General features: G+C 52.8%; 13 protein-coding genes. 5 read left to right on the top strand and 8 right to left on the bottom strand.

Going from position 1 to position 14,141, the window contains the following annotated elements:
- Window positions 1-28: 28 nt before the first annotated feature.
- Together grxC and ACMGG5_RS06480 are read right to left on the bottom strand one after the other, a co-directional pair.
- Window positions 29-280 (bottom strand): glutaredoxin 3, encoded by a 252-nt coding sequence (gene grxC, locus ACMGG5_RS06485; RefSeq protein ID WP_008502715.1) that lies wholly within the window; start codon window positions 278-280, stop codon window positions 29-31.
- Window positions 281-291: 11 nt separating this feature from the next.
- Entirely contained in the window at window positions 292-723 is a 432-nt protein-coding gene (locus ACMGG5_RS06480; protein ID WP_023309913.1) for a rhodanese-like domain-containing protein, read from the bottom strand.
- Between the two features lie 246 nt (window positions 724-969).
- Between ACMGG5_RS06480 and gpmM the strand changes: the two genes are divergently transcribed.
- Genes gpmM through ACMGG5_RS06465 form a run of 3 tightly spaced genes read left to right on the top strand, consistent with a single transcriptional unit; the run spans window position 970 to window position 4,743 of the window.
- The gene (gpmM, locus tag ACMGG5_RS06475) at window positions 970-2,514 is read left to right on the top strand and encodes a 2,3-bisphosphoglycerate-independent phosphoglycerate mutase (RefSeq protein WP_090420381.1); all 1,545 of its coding nucleotides are present in this window, start codon (window positions 970-972) and stop codon (window positions 2,512-2,514) included.
- A 33-nt stretch (window positions 2,515-2,547) separates the two neighbouring features.
- Window positions 2,548-3,807 carry a murein hydrolase activator EnvC gene (envC, locus tag ACMGG5_RS06470; protein ID WP_420278606.1) on the top strand — a complete coding sequence of 420 codons (1,260 nt, stop codon included), beginning with the start codon at window positions 2,548-2,550 and terminating at the stop codon, window positions 3,805-3,807.
- Window positions 3,808-3,810: 3 nt separating this feature from the next.
- Complete coding sequence (locus ACMGG5_RS06465) at window positions 3,811-4,743, top strand: divergent polysaccharide deacetylase family protein (RefSeq protein ID WP_148770334.1); 933 nt, start codon at window positions 3,811-3,813, stop codon at window positions 4,741-4,743.
- Window positions 4,744-4,777: 34 nt separating this feature from the next.
- Here the strand turns inward: ACMGG5_RS06465 and ACMGG5_RS06460 are convergent, their stop codons facing one another.
- From ACMGG5_RS06460 to kbl, 6 genes are all read right to left on the bottom strand, one after another.
- Window positions 4,778-5,692, bottom strand: coding sequence for a capsular polysaccharide synthesis protein (locus ACMGG5_RS06460; protein WP_420277619.1), 915 nt, complete (start codon window positions 5,690-5,692; stop codon window positions 4,778-4,780).
- A 15-nt stretch (window positions 5,693-5,707) separates the two neighbouring features.
- Window positions 5,708-6,556 (bottom strand): glycosyltransferase, encoded by an 849-nt coding sequence (locus tag ACMGG5_RS06455; protein WP_420277618.1) that lies wholly within the window; start codon window positions 6,554-6,556, stop codon window positions 5,708-5,710.
- 71 nt (window positions 6,557-6,627) lie between these two features.
- Window positions 6,628-7,887: an O-antigen ligase family protein gene (locus ACMGG5_RS06450; RefSeq protein WP_407859286.1), complete on the bottom strand. Its 1,260-nt coding sequence runs from the start codon at window positions 7,885-7,887 to the stop codon at window positions 6,628-6,630.
- A 66-nt stretch (window positions 7,888-7,953) separates the two neighbouring features.
- Window positions 7,954-9,534: a sulfatase-like hydrolase/transferase gene (locus ACMGG5_RS06445; protein ID WP_420277617.1), complete on the bottom strand. Its 1,581-nt coding sequence runs from the start codon at window positions 9,532-9,534 to the stop codon at window positions 7,954-7,956.
- A 176-nt stretch (window positions 9,535-9,710) separates the two neighbouring features.
- Complete coding sequence (tdh, locus tag ACMGG5_RS06440) at window positions 9,711-10,736, bottom strand: L-threonine 3-dehydrogenase (RefSeq protein ID WP_024906616.1); 1,026 nt, start codon at window positions 10,734-10,736, stop codon at window positions 9,711-9,713.
- A 9-nt stretch (window positions 10,737-10,745) separates the two neighbouring features.
- Window positions 10,746-11,942 carry a glycine C-acetyltransferase gene (kbl, locus tag ACMGG5_RS06435; protein WP_032661893.1) on the bottom strand — a complete coding sequence of 399 codons (1,197 nt, stop codon included), beginning with the start codon at window positions 11,940-11,942 and terminating at the stop codon, window positions 10,746-10,748.
- 215 nt (window positions 11,943-12,157) lie between these two features.
- Here kbl and rfaD point away from each other — a divergent pair, with 215 nt between their 5' ends.
- Together rfaD and rfaF are read left to right on the top strand one after the other, a co-directional pair.
- The gene (gene rfaD, locus ACMGG5_RS06430) at window positions 12,158-13,090 is read left to right on the top strand and encodes an ADP-glyceromanno-heptose 6-epimerase (protein WP_024906618.1); all 933 of its coding nucleotides are present in this window, start codon (window positions 12,158-12,160) and stop codon (window positions 13,088-13,090) included.
- Window positions 13,091-13,092: 2 nt separating this feature from the next.
- The gene (gene rfaF, locus ACMGG5_RS06425) at window positions 13,093-14,139 is read left to right on the top strand and encodes an ADP-heptose--LPS heptosyltransferase RfaF (RefSeq protein ID WP_032650733.1); all 1,047 of its coding nucleotides are present in this window, start codon (window positions 13,093-13,095) and stop codon (window positions 14,137-14,139) included.
- The last annotated feature ends 2 nt before the right edge of the window (window positions 14,140-14,141 follow it).

The raw sequence follows: 14,141 nt of genomic DNA, 5'->3' as shown, positions 1-14,141 counted from the left end.
ATACCCTTTTTAATTGTCCTAAAGTCTCTTAGCTCAGCAGCGGATCGAGTCCACCACGGGCGTCGAGCGCATACAAGTCATCACAGCCGCCAATGTGCTGCGCATCAATAAAAATCTGTGGAACCGTCGTACGACCACTACGTTGGATCATCTCTTCGCGTTTAATCGCGTCACCGTCGATCGGCAGTTCCTGGAACGTGACGCCTTTGCTGTTCAGCAGCGCTTTCGCACGATGGCAGAACGGGCACGTCGCTTTGGTATAGATCTCAATATGGGCCATGACTGAACTCCTTATTTACCGCGCACCAAAGGAAGATTTTCCCCGCTCCAGCCGGAAATACCTTCTTTCAGCACCGTTACGTTTTCGAAGCCTGCTTTATGAAGCGCGCTGGCAGATTCCTGTGCCTGCATGCCGGTCGCATCCACAACGATAATCGGCTGGGCTTTGTGTTTCTCAAGCTCACCGACGTTGTTCGCTTTGATTTCAGCTGGCAACAGGTTGATTGCGCCCGCAATGTGACCTTTGCGGAAATCGTCACGCTGACGCAGATCGACAACGACGGCATCTTCTTTGTTAATTAGACGCGTCGCTTCACCACGGGTGATAACCTTAATCTTAGACGTCAGGCTCTTAAATGTGGTGAACAGCACAGCAGCCAGCAGGCCAATCCACGCGATGCTCAGAACCGGATGGCGGCTAACGAATTGCATAATTTCTTGCATGGAGGGTAACTACTCCCGACTAAGTGATAAAAAAACCAGGACAGGAGTATACCTGTGCGTTCTGGCAAATACAGCCAGCGACCCTAACCTAATCCATTTTCTGCGGCATGCCACCTAAAAAAATGCCTCAAAATGGTCTGGTCAGCACCTTGCCCCTGCGCTTTCTTTGATCTTCTGCGGCTATTTGATCGATTCAGCTGTAGTAAAATTACGCAAATTTTGACTCTTGAGCATGAGGTTGTCGCAATGTCGGTTTCTAAAAAACCTATGGTACTGGTGATTCTGGATGGCTATGGCTACCGTGAAGACAGCCAGGATAACGCTATTTTCAACGCCAAAACCCCGGTCATGGATGCCCTGTGGGCAAAACGTCCGCATACGCTGATTGACGCGTCTGGCCTGGAAGTGGGCCTGCCGGACCGCCAGATGGGCAACTCCGAAGTTGGTCACGTTAACCTGGGCGCCGGGCGTATTGTGTATCAGGATCTGACGCGTCTGGATGTTGAAATCAAAGAACGCACCTTCTTCTCCAACCCAACGCTGTCTGGCGCGGTTGATAAAGCCGTTGCCGCTGGCAAGGCCGTTCACATCATGGGCCTGCTCTCTGCAGGCGGCGTTCACAGCCACGAAGATCACATCATGGCGATGGTTGAGCTGGCCGCTGAACGCGGTGCGGAAAAAATCTATCTGCACGCCTTCCTGGACGGTCGCGACACGCCACCACGCAGTGCAGAAGGCTCCCTTAAAGCCTTTGAAGACAAATTCGCCGCGCTGGGCAAAGGCCGCGTGGCGTCTATCATTGGCCGTTACTACGCCATGGACCGCGACAACCGCTGGGATCGCGTTGAACAGGCCTATGACCTGCTGACCCTGGCAAAAGGTGAATTCCAGTTCGCGACCGCCGTTGAGGCCCTGGAAGCGGCTTATGCACGTGATGAAAATGACGAATTCGTGAAAGCATCCGTGATCCGTGCTGAAGGCCAGGCTGATGCCGCCATGGAAGACGGCGATGCGCTGATCTTCATGAACTTCCGCGCAGACCGCGCGCGCGAAATCACCCGTGCGTTCGTCAACAGCGACTTCGACGGTTTTGCCCGCAAGAAAGTGGTGAAACTCGACTTCATCCAGTTGACCGAATACGCGGCAGACATCAAGGCCCCATGCGCGTATCCGCCCGCCTCGCTGGCCAATACCTTCGGCGAGTGGATGGCGAAGAACGACAAAACGCAGCTGCGTATCTCTGAAACCGAGAAGTACGCGCACGTCACCTTCTTCTTTAACGGCGGCGTTGAAGAGCCGTTCAAAGGCGAAGACCGCATTCTGATCAACTCCCCGAAAGTGGCCACCTACGATCTGCAGCCAGAGATGAGCTCTGCAGAATTGACTGAAAAACTGGTTGCGGCCATCAAGAGCGGTAAGTACGACACCATCATCTGTAACTACCCGAACGGTGATATGGTCGGTCATACCGGGGTGATGGAAGCGGCAGTGAAAGCGGTTGAAGCGCTGGACCACTGCGTTGAGCAGGTTGCGAAAGCGGTTGAGTCCGTTGGCGGCCAGCTGCTGATCACCGCGGATCACGGAAACGCTGAACAGATGCGCGACCCGGCGACCGGCCAGGCGCACACGGCCCACACCAACCTGCCGGTTCCGCTGATTTATGTGGGTGATAAGTCACTGAAAGCAGTGGAAGGCGGCAAGCTTTCTGACATCGCGCCAACCATGTTGTCGCTGATGGGGATGCCGATCCCTGAAGAGATGACTGGTAAGCCGCTGTTCATCGTGGAATAATCGCTCCCCATGAGGGGAAAGGCGATTTTTTCAATCACATGGGTCGTGAAGCCGCTTAGGTTATCAGTCAGACCTCTGTTTTACGCCAGCGCACTCAGCGCTGGCGTATTGCTGTGCGCCGCATCCGCCCATGCGGATGACCGCGACCAGCTGAAATCTATTCAGGCCGATATCGCCGCCAAAGAGCGTGCGGTGCGCCAGCAGCAGCAGCAGCGCTCCACCCTGCTCGCCCAGCTTAAGCAGCAGGAAGAGGCGATCTCCGCCGCCACGCGTAAACTCCGTGAAATGCAAAACACCCTCGCCCAGTTGAATAAACAGATCGACGAGATGAACGCGTCAATTGCCAAACTGGAGCGCCAGCGCGATGCGCAGGAGCGCAATCTTGCCGCACAGCTTGATGCCGCATTCCGTCAGGGTGAACATACCGGACTCCAGCTGATCCTCAGCGGCGAAGAGAGCCAGCGCGGCCAGCGCCTGCAGGCCTACTTTGGCTATCTCAACCAGGCGCGTCAGGAGACGATCGCGCAGCTGAAGCAGACGCGCGAAGAGGTCTCCACGCAAAAAGCCGAGCTGGAAGAGAAGCAGAGCCAGCAGCAGACGCTGCTCTACGATCAGCAGGCCCAGCAGGCGAAGCTTGAGCAGGCCCGCAACGAGCGTAAGAAAACCCTTTCCGGCCTTGAATCCTCGATTCAGGAAGGCCAGAGCCAGCTGAGCGAAATGCGCGCCAACGAATCCAAACTGCGTAACAGCATCGCCCGGGCGGAAGCGGCGGCGAAAGCGCGCGCCGAAAAAGAGGCGCGCGAGGCGCAGGCCGTTCGCGACAAGCAGCAGGAAGCGTCCCGCAAAGGGACCACCTACAAGCCAAGCGAAAGCGAACGTTCCCTGATGTCGCGTACCGGCGGTTTAGGCTCGCCTCGCGGCCAGGCTTTCTGGCCCGTTCGTGGTTCAATTCTGCATCGCTATGGCGAACAGCTGCAGGGTGAGCTACGTTGGAAAGGGATCGTTATCGGTGCGTCTGAAGGTAGCGAAGTGAAAGCCATTGCCGATGGCCGCGTGATTCTGGCCGACTGGCTGCAGGGTTACGGACTGGTGGTGGTGGTCGAACACGGTAAAGGTGATATGAGTCTTTACGGCTACAACCAGAGCGCGCTGGTCAGCGTCGGCACACAGGTGCGCGCCGGCCAACCCATCGCCCTTGTGGGCAGCAGTGGCGGTCAGGGCCGCCCGTCACTCTATTTCGAAATTCGTCGTCAGGGTCAGGCGGTCAATCCACAGCCGTGGTTGGGAAGATAAGTTTTGCTTCAATTTCGTCGAATCGTTTTCTCCGTCGTCAGCACGCTGGCGCTGGCTGCACCGGTATACGCAGGTAAGCTCGCTATCGTGATTGATGACTTCGGTTATCGTCCACACTATGAAAATCAGGTGCTGGCGATGCCGTCGGCCATCTCCGTCGCCGTCCTTCCGAATGCCCCTCACGCGCGTGAGATGGCGACCAAAGCCCACAGCAGCGGTCATCAGGTTCTCATCCACCTGCCCATGGCACCGCTCAGCAAGCAGCCGCTGGAAAAAGATACCCTCCGCCCGGATATGAGCAGCGAGGAGATCGAGCGCATCATCCGCGACGCCTACAACAAAGTGCCGTATGCCGTTGGTCTGAACAATCACATGGGTAGTGCGATGACCTCCAGCCTGTACGGGATGCTCAAAGTGATGCAGGCGCTGGAGCGTTATAACCTCTACTTCCTCGACAGCATGACCATCGGCAACAGCCAGGCGATGCGCGCCGCTCAGGGAACGGGCGTAAAGGTGATTAAGCGTAAGGTGTTCCTGGATGATACCCAGAACGAAGCTGATATTCGCGTGCAGTTCAATCGCGCGGTACAGCTGGCCCGCCGTAATGGCTCGGCCATTGCCATCGGTCACCCGCACCCGTCTACCGTTCGCGTCCTGCAGCAAATGCTGCCGACCTTACCTGCCGATATCACGCTGGTACGCCCGAGCGATCTGCTGAACGAACCGCAGGTGGATACCTCTACGCCAAATTCTGCGCAGCCCGTCCCGACAGCGCCGCGTAATCCGTTCCGCGGCGTGAAGCGCTGTGTACCGAAGCAACCGCCTGAACCGGTCTATGCGACCCGCTTCTTCTCCGTTATCGGAGACAGCATCAGCAACAGCACGCTGGTGAAATACGTCCAGCAGCAATGGCAGGGATGGGGTAAGAAAGCCTGACGATAAAAAAGCCACCGTCATGGTGGCTTTTTTATCACTTCAGTTCGAAAGAACCGTCGAGGATCTGGCTATACAACGTCGGCTGGCCGTTGTCTGTAGTTTGGTATTGTTCTTTGTGCGAGAGCTTATAAATGCCCACGGGATCATTATTTAGCATCGCCATGGCCGTCAAATCAGGTTTCGCTGAGATGAACTGGCGAATCAGAAAGCGATTATTCCCGGTGACCGGCTGTAGATCCATGATCTGACGAAACTGCGGATAGCGCTCGTGCGCATATAAGAAACTGTAATCAATCAGGAAGTATTCAATCAGGATATCGTGGTGTTGCCAGTAGCGATACAGAATATCCCGAACCGTCTTTACCAGTGAGCATCCCTTTTGGGCTGCAAGAAAATAGGCCGTCCAGTAACCCTGGCTCAATGCATTTTCAGGTGAATCAAAACGTAGTGATGAGAAGGTGTTCTCAAAAAATGTTTCCGGCACCGGCTTCGTCATGAACACCGTGGCGTCCATCCAGATCCCGCCATATTGATACAGCAGAGAACAGCGAACAATATCAGAGTATTGCGCCTTACTAATCAGCCCCGCCTGGTATTTCGTTTTGATGTGTTCAGGGAGAGTAAGGTAGTCAGGGATATTCTCATCCGTCAGGATAATGACCTGCGCATCCGGCGTGTTTGCTTGAACAGATGCAATGCATCGTTTCACCAACTCAGGCGCGCTATCGAGCCCCTGGAACCAGCAGATCCAGATGACGCGTGATTGCTCCGATTCAGTTAGTTGCGCAGCGTCAGGCTGAACATGCAGATCATCAATAACGCTAAAAATTGTCTCTTTTTTCTTCCGCTCAAAATGGCTGGCCGCACGCTGAAAAAGAGAAAAACCCGTTTTTTTGTGCCAGCGTCGGGTTTTCTTGATGAGCTTATTCGTTGCATTGAGATTCATCATTTCACCTTAATAAATTCAGAATAGCTCTTTTAGCGTACGGCGAAGCAGTTTCATTTTTAACTTAGCGTCTTTTTTACGCCCTCGTAATAAACAATTCATACGAGTCGATTTAAACCCACGAAAAGACATGAGCTGGAACAAGTTATTACTGCGAGTAACTTCAGACATGTACTGTCGATATTTAAAATAGAGCTTACGGTACGCATTGTATTTTTTAACTTGCGACGTAATCCGATCGCTCCCGTGTTCAGCATCCACCATCGCCGTACTGAAACTGTATTTGATACCTGGACCATATTTCAGAATTAATTTAATCCAGACGTCGCGATCTTGCTGTTGTTTAATTTCAGGAGAAAATCCGCCTACACCTAATAGTTTTTCTTTAGTGGTCAAGACCTGATTGCCCACCACGTTTTCGCACAAAATATCCTGTAGCGCAATTATCCTTTTATCATCAGTATCCGGATAAGTGCGGTGGGTCTTATCCAGCCGGGCGGGGGTATCCGTCACAAAGGCATACTTATCATCATACCGCTCAGCGAGTTTCGTCAGACGTTCTGGCAGGAAATAATCGTCATCATCCAGCCCCGTCACAAACACGCCGTGCGATAGCGCATAACCCCGGTTACGGCTGAAGTTAGAACCGCTGTTCTTTTCGTTACGTTCGTAGATGAAATGCACAAAACGCGCTTCACACTCCGCGCGCATACGCTCTATAAGTTGAGCGGTTTGCTCATTAGAACAATCATCAACAATAACCAATTCTACCGCAGGGTATGTCTGAGCAATAACTGAACGAATTGCGCGCTCCAGCAACGCCTCTCTGTTGTGGGTGGTGATGATTACTGAAATCAGTTCGTTCATGGCATGCTCGTCTGGTAAAAGGTATTTCTCCATCGGGAGAATACCTTTTTCCCGATGGAGAATCAAAACGATTACTTAATGACCTTATGGTGTTTGTTCTGTTCAAGGAAAACAATCGACATTATCAACGTCAGCATCCAGGCTACAGGGGTTGTTTTTGAATAGAACATCACGCCACCTACTCCGAACATAACAATCGAGACCAGGAAAGCGAAAAGAATAATACTTTTACGGATACGTAATGCATACCAGCCAAGCGATATAACAAACAGAATATAGAGAATAACGCCTGAAGGACCTTTTACAGAAAGGGTTTCAACAATTTCATTATGAAGATGACCACGAATGTGATCCAGTGCACCTGACAGGCTTGGATCTTTATTAACTTCATCAATTATCTTTGCGTTTCGCTCATCAGTAGACTGCCATAAATAACTATTTTTAGATGCAGCTAATCCCACCTTCCACATAGCAAAACGAGCCCCAACAGAAGTGGCACTGTTCGCTTTATCATAGGAAGCGATGTCATTATTAAAGTCATTATAACGCTGTGTCAGACTGTCTTTCATCATAAATGCGCCTGCCAGCAAAGCGATCAGAAAAACAGACACCCCCTTCCACGGAATATGCTTGTCCCGGTACAGCTTAAATACCATCAAGCCGAAGAAAATAATCGGATAGGTCAAAATAGCTGCCCGCGTTTCTGTCGCCACCAGTACCAGGAAGGTAATAAAGAAGTGCGCGAGTATAAACAGCTCTTTCCATCGACTTGAACTGTGTTGTAGCACCAGAATCGTATAGAACGAGATAAACGCAATGGTATAGGCAGCTCCTGTTGCATCAGCTCCACCAGCAAGGGAGAGCGTTACCCTTTGGTTTTCAAGAAACAGGTGCTGGTACCCGGCGTAGACAACAATCATCACCTGCAATGCGATAGCCAGCAGCATATGAATCTTATTGCTACCTACTTTGAGCTGATTACGGTTCACAAACACGAAGATGGAAAATGCTCCGAACAGGCAGATTTTCCCGACTTCAAGATAAGCGCGATATGAGTTGATCGCCGCACTATCAACCTTATACATTCGGTACCAGACCAGATCGCAAATCCCGATGATCAACAGGACCAGACAAAGCCAGAATGCATCATTCTTTCTGAAATTTTTAATATCCAACAAGAAAATAACGAATGCGGTAACACCCGCCAGGCCCAAAATTTTGGCAGATAAATTGGGTGAAACAACTACGCAACCAAAAGCGATAGCACACAGTCCAAAGAGTAATTGCAACAACGCAAACTGGACCTTATCTCGTTCTACATTAATCATCATTATTCCATTTACTAAGAAGGCAAAGCAGGCTAGCACACTGCTAAATGCAAGTTTATCGCACCAGTGTTAACGAATATTACGCCAGTCATAGGACTTCCCGGTCGTGTCCAGCACGGAAACGTTCTTATTGTAACCGGTAAGCCAGGACTGTACCGACTGGACAGGCTCCCCCTGGCGATGGATCCCAAGCCACAGCTCTGCCAGCGTATTAATATCATCAGCTGACCATACGGTATTGTAATCTCCGGTATATTGCTTACCAGAATCCACCTGATGTCCGTACCAGATAAACACCGGGATATGCAGCGCCTCTCGTGGAGGATTAACGTTACCGTGGGAGTAAGCTACAGCACGTTTCGGATCGCGAATGAGGCCATGATCGGAGAAATACATGACGGATGAGCGCGAGTTTTCCAGAAGGCTAAAGACCTTGCTCATCAACGTATCCGTATATCGCACAGAGTTGTCATAACAGTCATCGGCTTCATTATCACCGTGCAAAACCGCCTGGCTGGCAGGGAAGCGTCGACAGGAAGGTTCGTGACTTCCGTACAAATGCAGAACAATTAATTTCTTGCCCGGCGCTTTAAGCGCATTCTGCAACAGCGGCAAAAGGTCTTCGTCGTAGCCCCCGTCAATCCATTCATGCTGTTTCGTGTTCAGAGCAATGCCGGTAATGACGTTATTATGCGCCCCTCCTTTACCCTGACGACTAAACCAGTACGTATCATATCCCGCTTTATTAGCGATATTGATGACGTTATCGCCATACTTACGCGGATCGCGTGCATTCACAGTATCCGCGGTTAACGCCAGCGGTACCGCCATAATCGTGACCGGTGCAGGCGTAACGGCATTGCGGAACAGTAAGAGCTGCGATTTTTGCTTTTCCAGCTCTGGAGTAGTATCTCGTTGATAACCATAGATACTCATATTTGCCGTACGCTCAGACTCACCAATGATCAGCACATAGTTTTCGATGCCGGTATCGGATAACGTGATTTTATAATCAGGAATATTTTTGCCGATATTGGCCACCACGGCATTATCTTCAATGGCCTGCATAAAGACTTTTGATGTGCTAACAGGCGTCGCCTGAACCACGCGCTGTGCCAGGCTTTCGACGCTGCTTTTCCTGAGTTGGTGCTGCAAGGCCTGACCATAAAAAGCCAGCAGCGTGACGGCAAGCGCAACGGCGGGCCAGCGACGAAAACGCGGCGCGACAGGCCATTTGCCGGTATTCGCGGTATAAATGAACAACGCGGACAGGGCGATAAAGATCAGGCAATCGCGCCAGTACAAACCGAGCATCGAACTTGCTTCACCCGGTGTCGTATTGAGTACGCTCAGCGCAAAACCATAACTAAACGCAGAATTGAAATTACTCCAGGCGTATAGCTGTAAAGTAATATCTGCTGCAACCGGAATTAATAAAATAATCGCCAGTACATTCCTGATTAATTTATTGTTTATACATTTTAATGTCAGCAATATTAGCGCGAAAACCAACGTGCGGTTAATCACCGCATTATATTTAGCATGTATAATATTAACGCCAATGACTATTAGCAGAGAAATAACGACAGTAAAGAAAGCGGTAAATCGCGAAGGTGTCTCAACCAACTTCTGTGAAAACAGTGTGGACATAATGACCTGATTAGCCTGGCAATATCTTTCCTGACGAAATCATTTTGATTGCAAGAATGAACGTGCGGAGAAGACAGAATGGATGAAATTTCGCCAGAAGTTAACAAGTAACTTCTGGAAAGTCAAACCGCTAAGAAAGAGTGCTGGCACCCGTAAAAGTGATGCCAGCAGACAGGTTACTCCCAGCTCAGGATCACCTTCCCTGACTGGCCGGAACGCATCGCGTCAAAGCCCTGCTGGAACTCATCGATGGAGAAACGGTGAGTAATAATCGGGGACAGATCCAGACCGGACTGAATTAATGCCGCCATCTTGTACCAGGTCTCAAACATCTCGCGGCCATAGATGCCCTTGATGAACAGCCCCTTGAAGATCACTTTGTTCCAGTCGATAGACATATCCGACGGCGGAATGCCCAGCATCGCGATACGACCGCCGTGGTTCATGGTGTCGAGCATGGTGCGGAACGCCGGCGGTGCACCGGACATCTCCAGGCCCACGTCAAAGCCTTCGGTCATGCCCAGCTCTTCCATCACGTCGGTCAGGCTCTCTTTCGAGACATCCACCGCGCGGGTGACCCCCATTTTGCGCGCCAGAGACAGACGGTATTCGTTCACGTCGGTGATCACAACGTTGCGCGCACCCACGTGCTTCGCCACGGCTGCCGCCATAATGCCGATTGGGCCCGCGCCGGAGACCAGCACGTCTTCACCGACCAGGTCGAAGGAGAGCGCGGTGTGTACCGCGTTGCCGAACGGGTCGAAGATGGAGGCCAGATCGTCAGAAATATTGTCCGGGATTTTGAAGGCGTTAAAGGCCGGGATCACCAGGTATTCCGCGAAGCAGCCCGGACGGTTCACGCCCACGCCGATGGTATTGCGGCACAGGTGCGTACGTCCGCCGCGGCAGTTACGGCAGTGACCACAGGTAATATGGCCTTCACCGGAGACGCGGTCGCCAATTTTAAAACCTTTTACTTCCTGGCCGATGCCCACCACTTCGCCGACATATTCGTGACCGACAACCATCGGTACCGGAATGGTTTTCTGCGACCACTGGTCCCAGTTGTAGATGTGAACGTCAGTACCGCAGATAGCCGTTTTACGAATTTTGATCAGCAGATCGTTATGACCGACTTCCGGTTCCGGCACGTCGGTCATCCAAATCCCTTCTTCCGCTTTCAGTTTGGATAACGCTTTCATCACACGTCCTCAGGCAATGACGCCCAGCTGTTTACCGATGCGGGTAAAGGCTTCCACCGCACGTTCAATTTGTTCAGGCGTATGCGCCGCAGACATCTGGGTGCGGATACGCGCCTGACCTTTTGGCACCACCGGGAAGAAGAACCCGGTGACGTAAATACCTTCTTTCTGCAGTTCGCGGGCAAATTGCTGCGCGACGACCGCATCGCCCAGCATCACCGGAATGATCGCGTGGTCAGCACCGGCCAGGGTGAAACCTGCGGCGCTCATTTTTTCACGGAACAGACGGGCGTTGGACCACAGGCGGTCGCGCAGCTCAGCGCCGGACTCCACCATCTCCAGCACTTTGATGGAGGCAGAAACAATCGCCGGCGCCAGGGAGTTGGAGAACAGGTACGGACGGGAGCGCTGGCGCAGCCATTCCACCACCTCTTTACGCGCGGCGGTATAGCCGCCGGACGCGCCGCCGAGCGCTTTGCCCAGCGTACCGGTGATAATGTCCACGCGTCCCATCACGTCGCAGTATTCGTGGGAACCGCGGCCGTTTTCGCCGACAAAGCCGACCGCGTGAGAGTCATCGACCATCACCAGCGCGTCGTATTTGTCTGCCAGGTCGCACACGCCCTTCAGGTTAGCGATCACACCGTCCATAGAGAACACGCCGTCGGTGGCGATCAGCACGTGGCGGGCACCCGCTTCACGAGCCTCTTTCAGGCGTGCTTCCAGCTCAACCATGTCGTTGTTGGCGTAGCGGAAACGCTTCGCTTTACACAGGCGTACGCCGTCGATGATGGAGGCGTGGTTCAGGGCGTCGGAGATAATCGCATCTTCTGCGCCGAGCAGTGTCTCAAACAGACCGCCGTTGGCGTCGAAGCAGGAGGAGTACAGAATCGCGTCTTCCATTCCGAGGAAGCTCGCCAGCTTTTGCTCAAGCTGCTTGTGGCTGTCCTGGGTACCGCAGATAAAGCGTACGGAGGCCATGCCGAAACCGTGGGTGTCCATGCCGTTTTTTGCAGCGGCAATCAGCTCAGGATGATTCGCAAGACCTAAGTAGTTGTTCGCACAAAAGTTAATCACATGGCTGCCGTCGGCAACGGTGATGTCCGCCTGCTGGGCAGACGTGATAATACGCTCTTCCTTGAACAACCCTTCCGCACGTGCGGTGTCGAGGTCGCTGTTTAACTGTTTGTAAAAATCACCACGCATTGCAATTCTCCAGACTCGGCAAATTTCGGGACATATTACCCAAACCTATAGTTCATGACGAGATGACACGTCATCTCTTATCGTTTTTGCAGCATAAATCACGCGTACCCCTGCGCTGTGAAGGTGAATGGCTGAAGGGCAGCCATACTAATGATATGATAGAGACATTAGCGTCCGGGATTGTCCCCGGGCTCCACACTTCAAAGGTTACAGTTATGATCATCGTTACCGGCGGCGCAGGCTTTATCGGCAGTAATATTGTTAAGGCTCTCAATGACAAAGGCATCACCGACATCCTGGTGGTTGACAACCTGAAAGATGGCACTAAGTTCGTCAACCTGGTGGATCTGAACATCGCTGACTACATGGATAAAGAAGATTTCCTTATCCAGATTATGGCAGGCGAAGAGTTCGGCGAGATCGAAGCCATCTTCCACGAAGGTGCGTGTTCTTCCACCACCGAGTGGGATGGTAAGTACATGATGGACAACAACTATCAGTACTCTAAAGAGATCCTGCACTACTGCCTGGAGCGTGAGATTCCGTTCCTGTACGCCTCCTCCGCGGCAACCTACGGCGGCCGCACCTCGGACTTCATCGAATCCCGCGAATATGAGCAGCCGCTGAACGTCTACGGTTATTCTAAATTCCTGTTCGACGAGTACGTGCGTCAGGTTCTGCCAGAAGCGAACTCGCAGATCGTTGGTTTCCGCTACTTCAACGTCTACGGACCGCGTGAAGGCCACAAAGGCAGCATGGCAAGCGTGGCGTTCCACCTGAACACCCAACTGAATAACGGTGAAAGTCCAAAACTGTTCGAAGGCAGCGACGGCTTTAAGCGCGACTTCGTTTACGTGGGCGACGTGGCGGCCGTAAACCTGTGGTTCTGGGAAAACGGCGTGTCCGGCATCTTCAACCTCGGTACTGGCCGTGCGGAATCCTTCCAGGCAGTGGCTGACGCCACGCTGGCGTATCACAAAAAAGGCAGCATCGAGTACATTCCGTTCCCGGAAAAACTGAAAGGCCGTTATCAGGCGTTCACGCAGGCCGATCTGACCAACCTGCGCGCCGCAGGCTACGACAAGCCGTTCAAGACCGTTGCCGAAGGCGTAACGGAATATATGGCCTGGCTGAACCGCGACGCGTAAGTATGAGAATTCTGGTGATCGGCCCGTCATGGGTGGGCGACATGATGATGTCGCAAAGTCTCTATCGCACGCTCAAGGCGCGTTATCCCCAGGCGATAATCGACGTGATGGCACCCGCATGGTGCCGTCCGCTGTTATCGCGTATGCCGGAAGTGAATGAAGCCATCCCGATGCCACTCGGTCACGGAGCGCTGGAAATCGGCGAACGCCGCAAGCTCGGTCATAGCCTGCGCGAGAAGCGCTACGATCGCGCGTATGTCCTGCCAAACTCCTTTAAATCCGCCCTGGTACCCTTCTTTGCGGGCATCCCACATCGCACCGGCTGGCGCGGTGAAATGCGCTACGGTCTGCTGAACGATGCGCGGGTGCTGGATAAAGAAGCCTGGCCGCTGATGGTGGAGCGCTATGTGGCGCTGGCCTATGACAAAGGCGTGATGCGCAGCGCGAAAGATCTGCCGCAGCCGCTGCTCTGGCCACAGCTTCAGGTTAACGACGGTGAAAAATCCCAGACCTGTAACGCGTTTGGTCTTTCGTCTGAACGCCCGATGATTGGCTTCTGCCCAGGCGCCGAGTTCGGCCCGGCAAAACGCTGGCCGCACTATCACTATGCGGAGCTGGCGAAACAGCTGATTGACGAAGGCTACCAGATTGTCCTGTTCGGTTCGGCAAAAGATCACGAGGCTGGCAACGAAATTCTCGCCACGCTCAGTAACGAACAGCAGGCCTGGTGCCGCAATCTGGCGGGAGAAACGCAGCTTGAACAGGCTGTTATCCTGATTGCCGCCTGTAAAGCGGTGGTCACTAACGACTCTGGCCTGATGCACGTCGCCGCTGCGCTCAACCGCCCACTGGTGGCGCTGTATGGCCCAAGTAGCCCGGACTTCACGCCCCCGCTTTCTCATAAAGCGCGCGTCATCCGCCTGATCACCGGCTACCACAAAGTGCGCAAAGGCGATGCCGCAGAAGGCTACCATCAGAGCCTGATCGACATTACGCCAGCGCGCGTTCTCGAAGAGCTTAACGAGCTGCTGTTGAGCGAAGAAGGATAACG

Origin of the sequence: Enterobacter sp. BNK-34 (assembly GCF_048684445.1) — a bacterium.
Classification (GTDB): domain Bacteria; phylum Pseudomonadota; class Gammaproteobacteria; order Enterobacterales; family Enterobacteriaceae; genus Enterobacter; species Enterobacter pseudoroggenkampii.
This window is presented reverse-complemented; position numbering and strand designations above follow the sequence as displayed.

Bases quoted from the DNA above. Each gene is read 5' to 3' on its own strand.
- grxC (WP_008502715.1), bottom strand. From the start codon at position 280: ATGGCCCATATTGAGATCTATACCAAAGCGACGTGCCCGTTCTGCCAT.
- ACMGG5_RS06480 (WP_023309913.1), bottom strand. From the start codon at position 723: ATGCAAGAAATTATGCAATTCGTTAGCCGCCATCCGGTTCTGAGCATC.
- gpmM (WP_090420381.1), top strand. From the start codon at position 970: ATGTCGGTTTCTAAAAAACCTATGGTACTGGTGATTCTGGATGGCTAT.
- ACMGG5_RS06460 (WP_420277619.1), bottom strand. From the start codon at position 5,692: ATGATGAATCTCAATGCAACGAATAAGCTCATCAAGAAAACCCGACGC.
- ACMGG5_RS06455 (WP_420277618.1), bottom strand. From the start codon at position 6,556: ATGAACGAACTGATTTCAGTAATCATCACCACCCACAACAGAGAGGCG.
- ACMGG5_RS06450 (WP_407859286.1), bottom strand. From the start codon at position 7,887: ATGATGATTAATGTAGAACGAGATAAGGTCCAGTTTGCGTTGTTGCAA.
- ACMGG5_RS06445 (WP_420277617.1), bottom strand. From the start codon at position 9,534: ATGTCCACACTGTTTTCACAGAAGTTGGTTGAGACACCTTCGCGATTT.
- tdh (WP_024906616.1), bottom strand. From the start codon at position 10,736: ATGAAAGCGTTATCCAAACTGAAAGCGGAAGAAGGGATTTGGATGACC.
- kbl (WP_032661893.1), bottom strand. From the start codon at position 11,942: ATGCGTGGTGATTTTTACAAACAGTTAAACAGCGACCTCGACACCGCA.
- rfaD (WP_024906618.1), top strand. From the start codon at position 12,158: ATGATCATCGTTACCGGCGGCGCAGGCTTTATCGGCAGTAATATTGTT.
- rfaF (WP_032650733.1), top strand. From the start codon at position 13,093: ATGAGAATTCTGGTGATCGGCCCGTCATGGGTGGGCGACATGATGATG.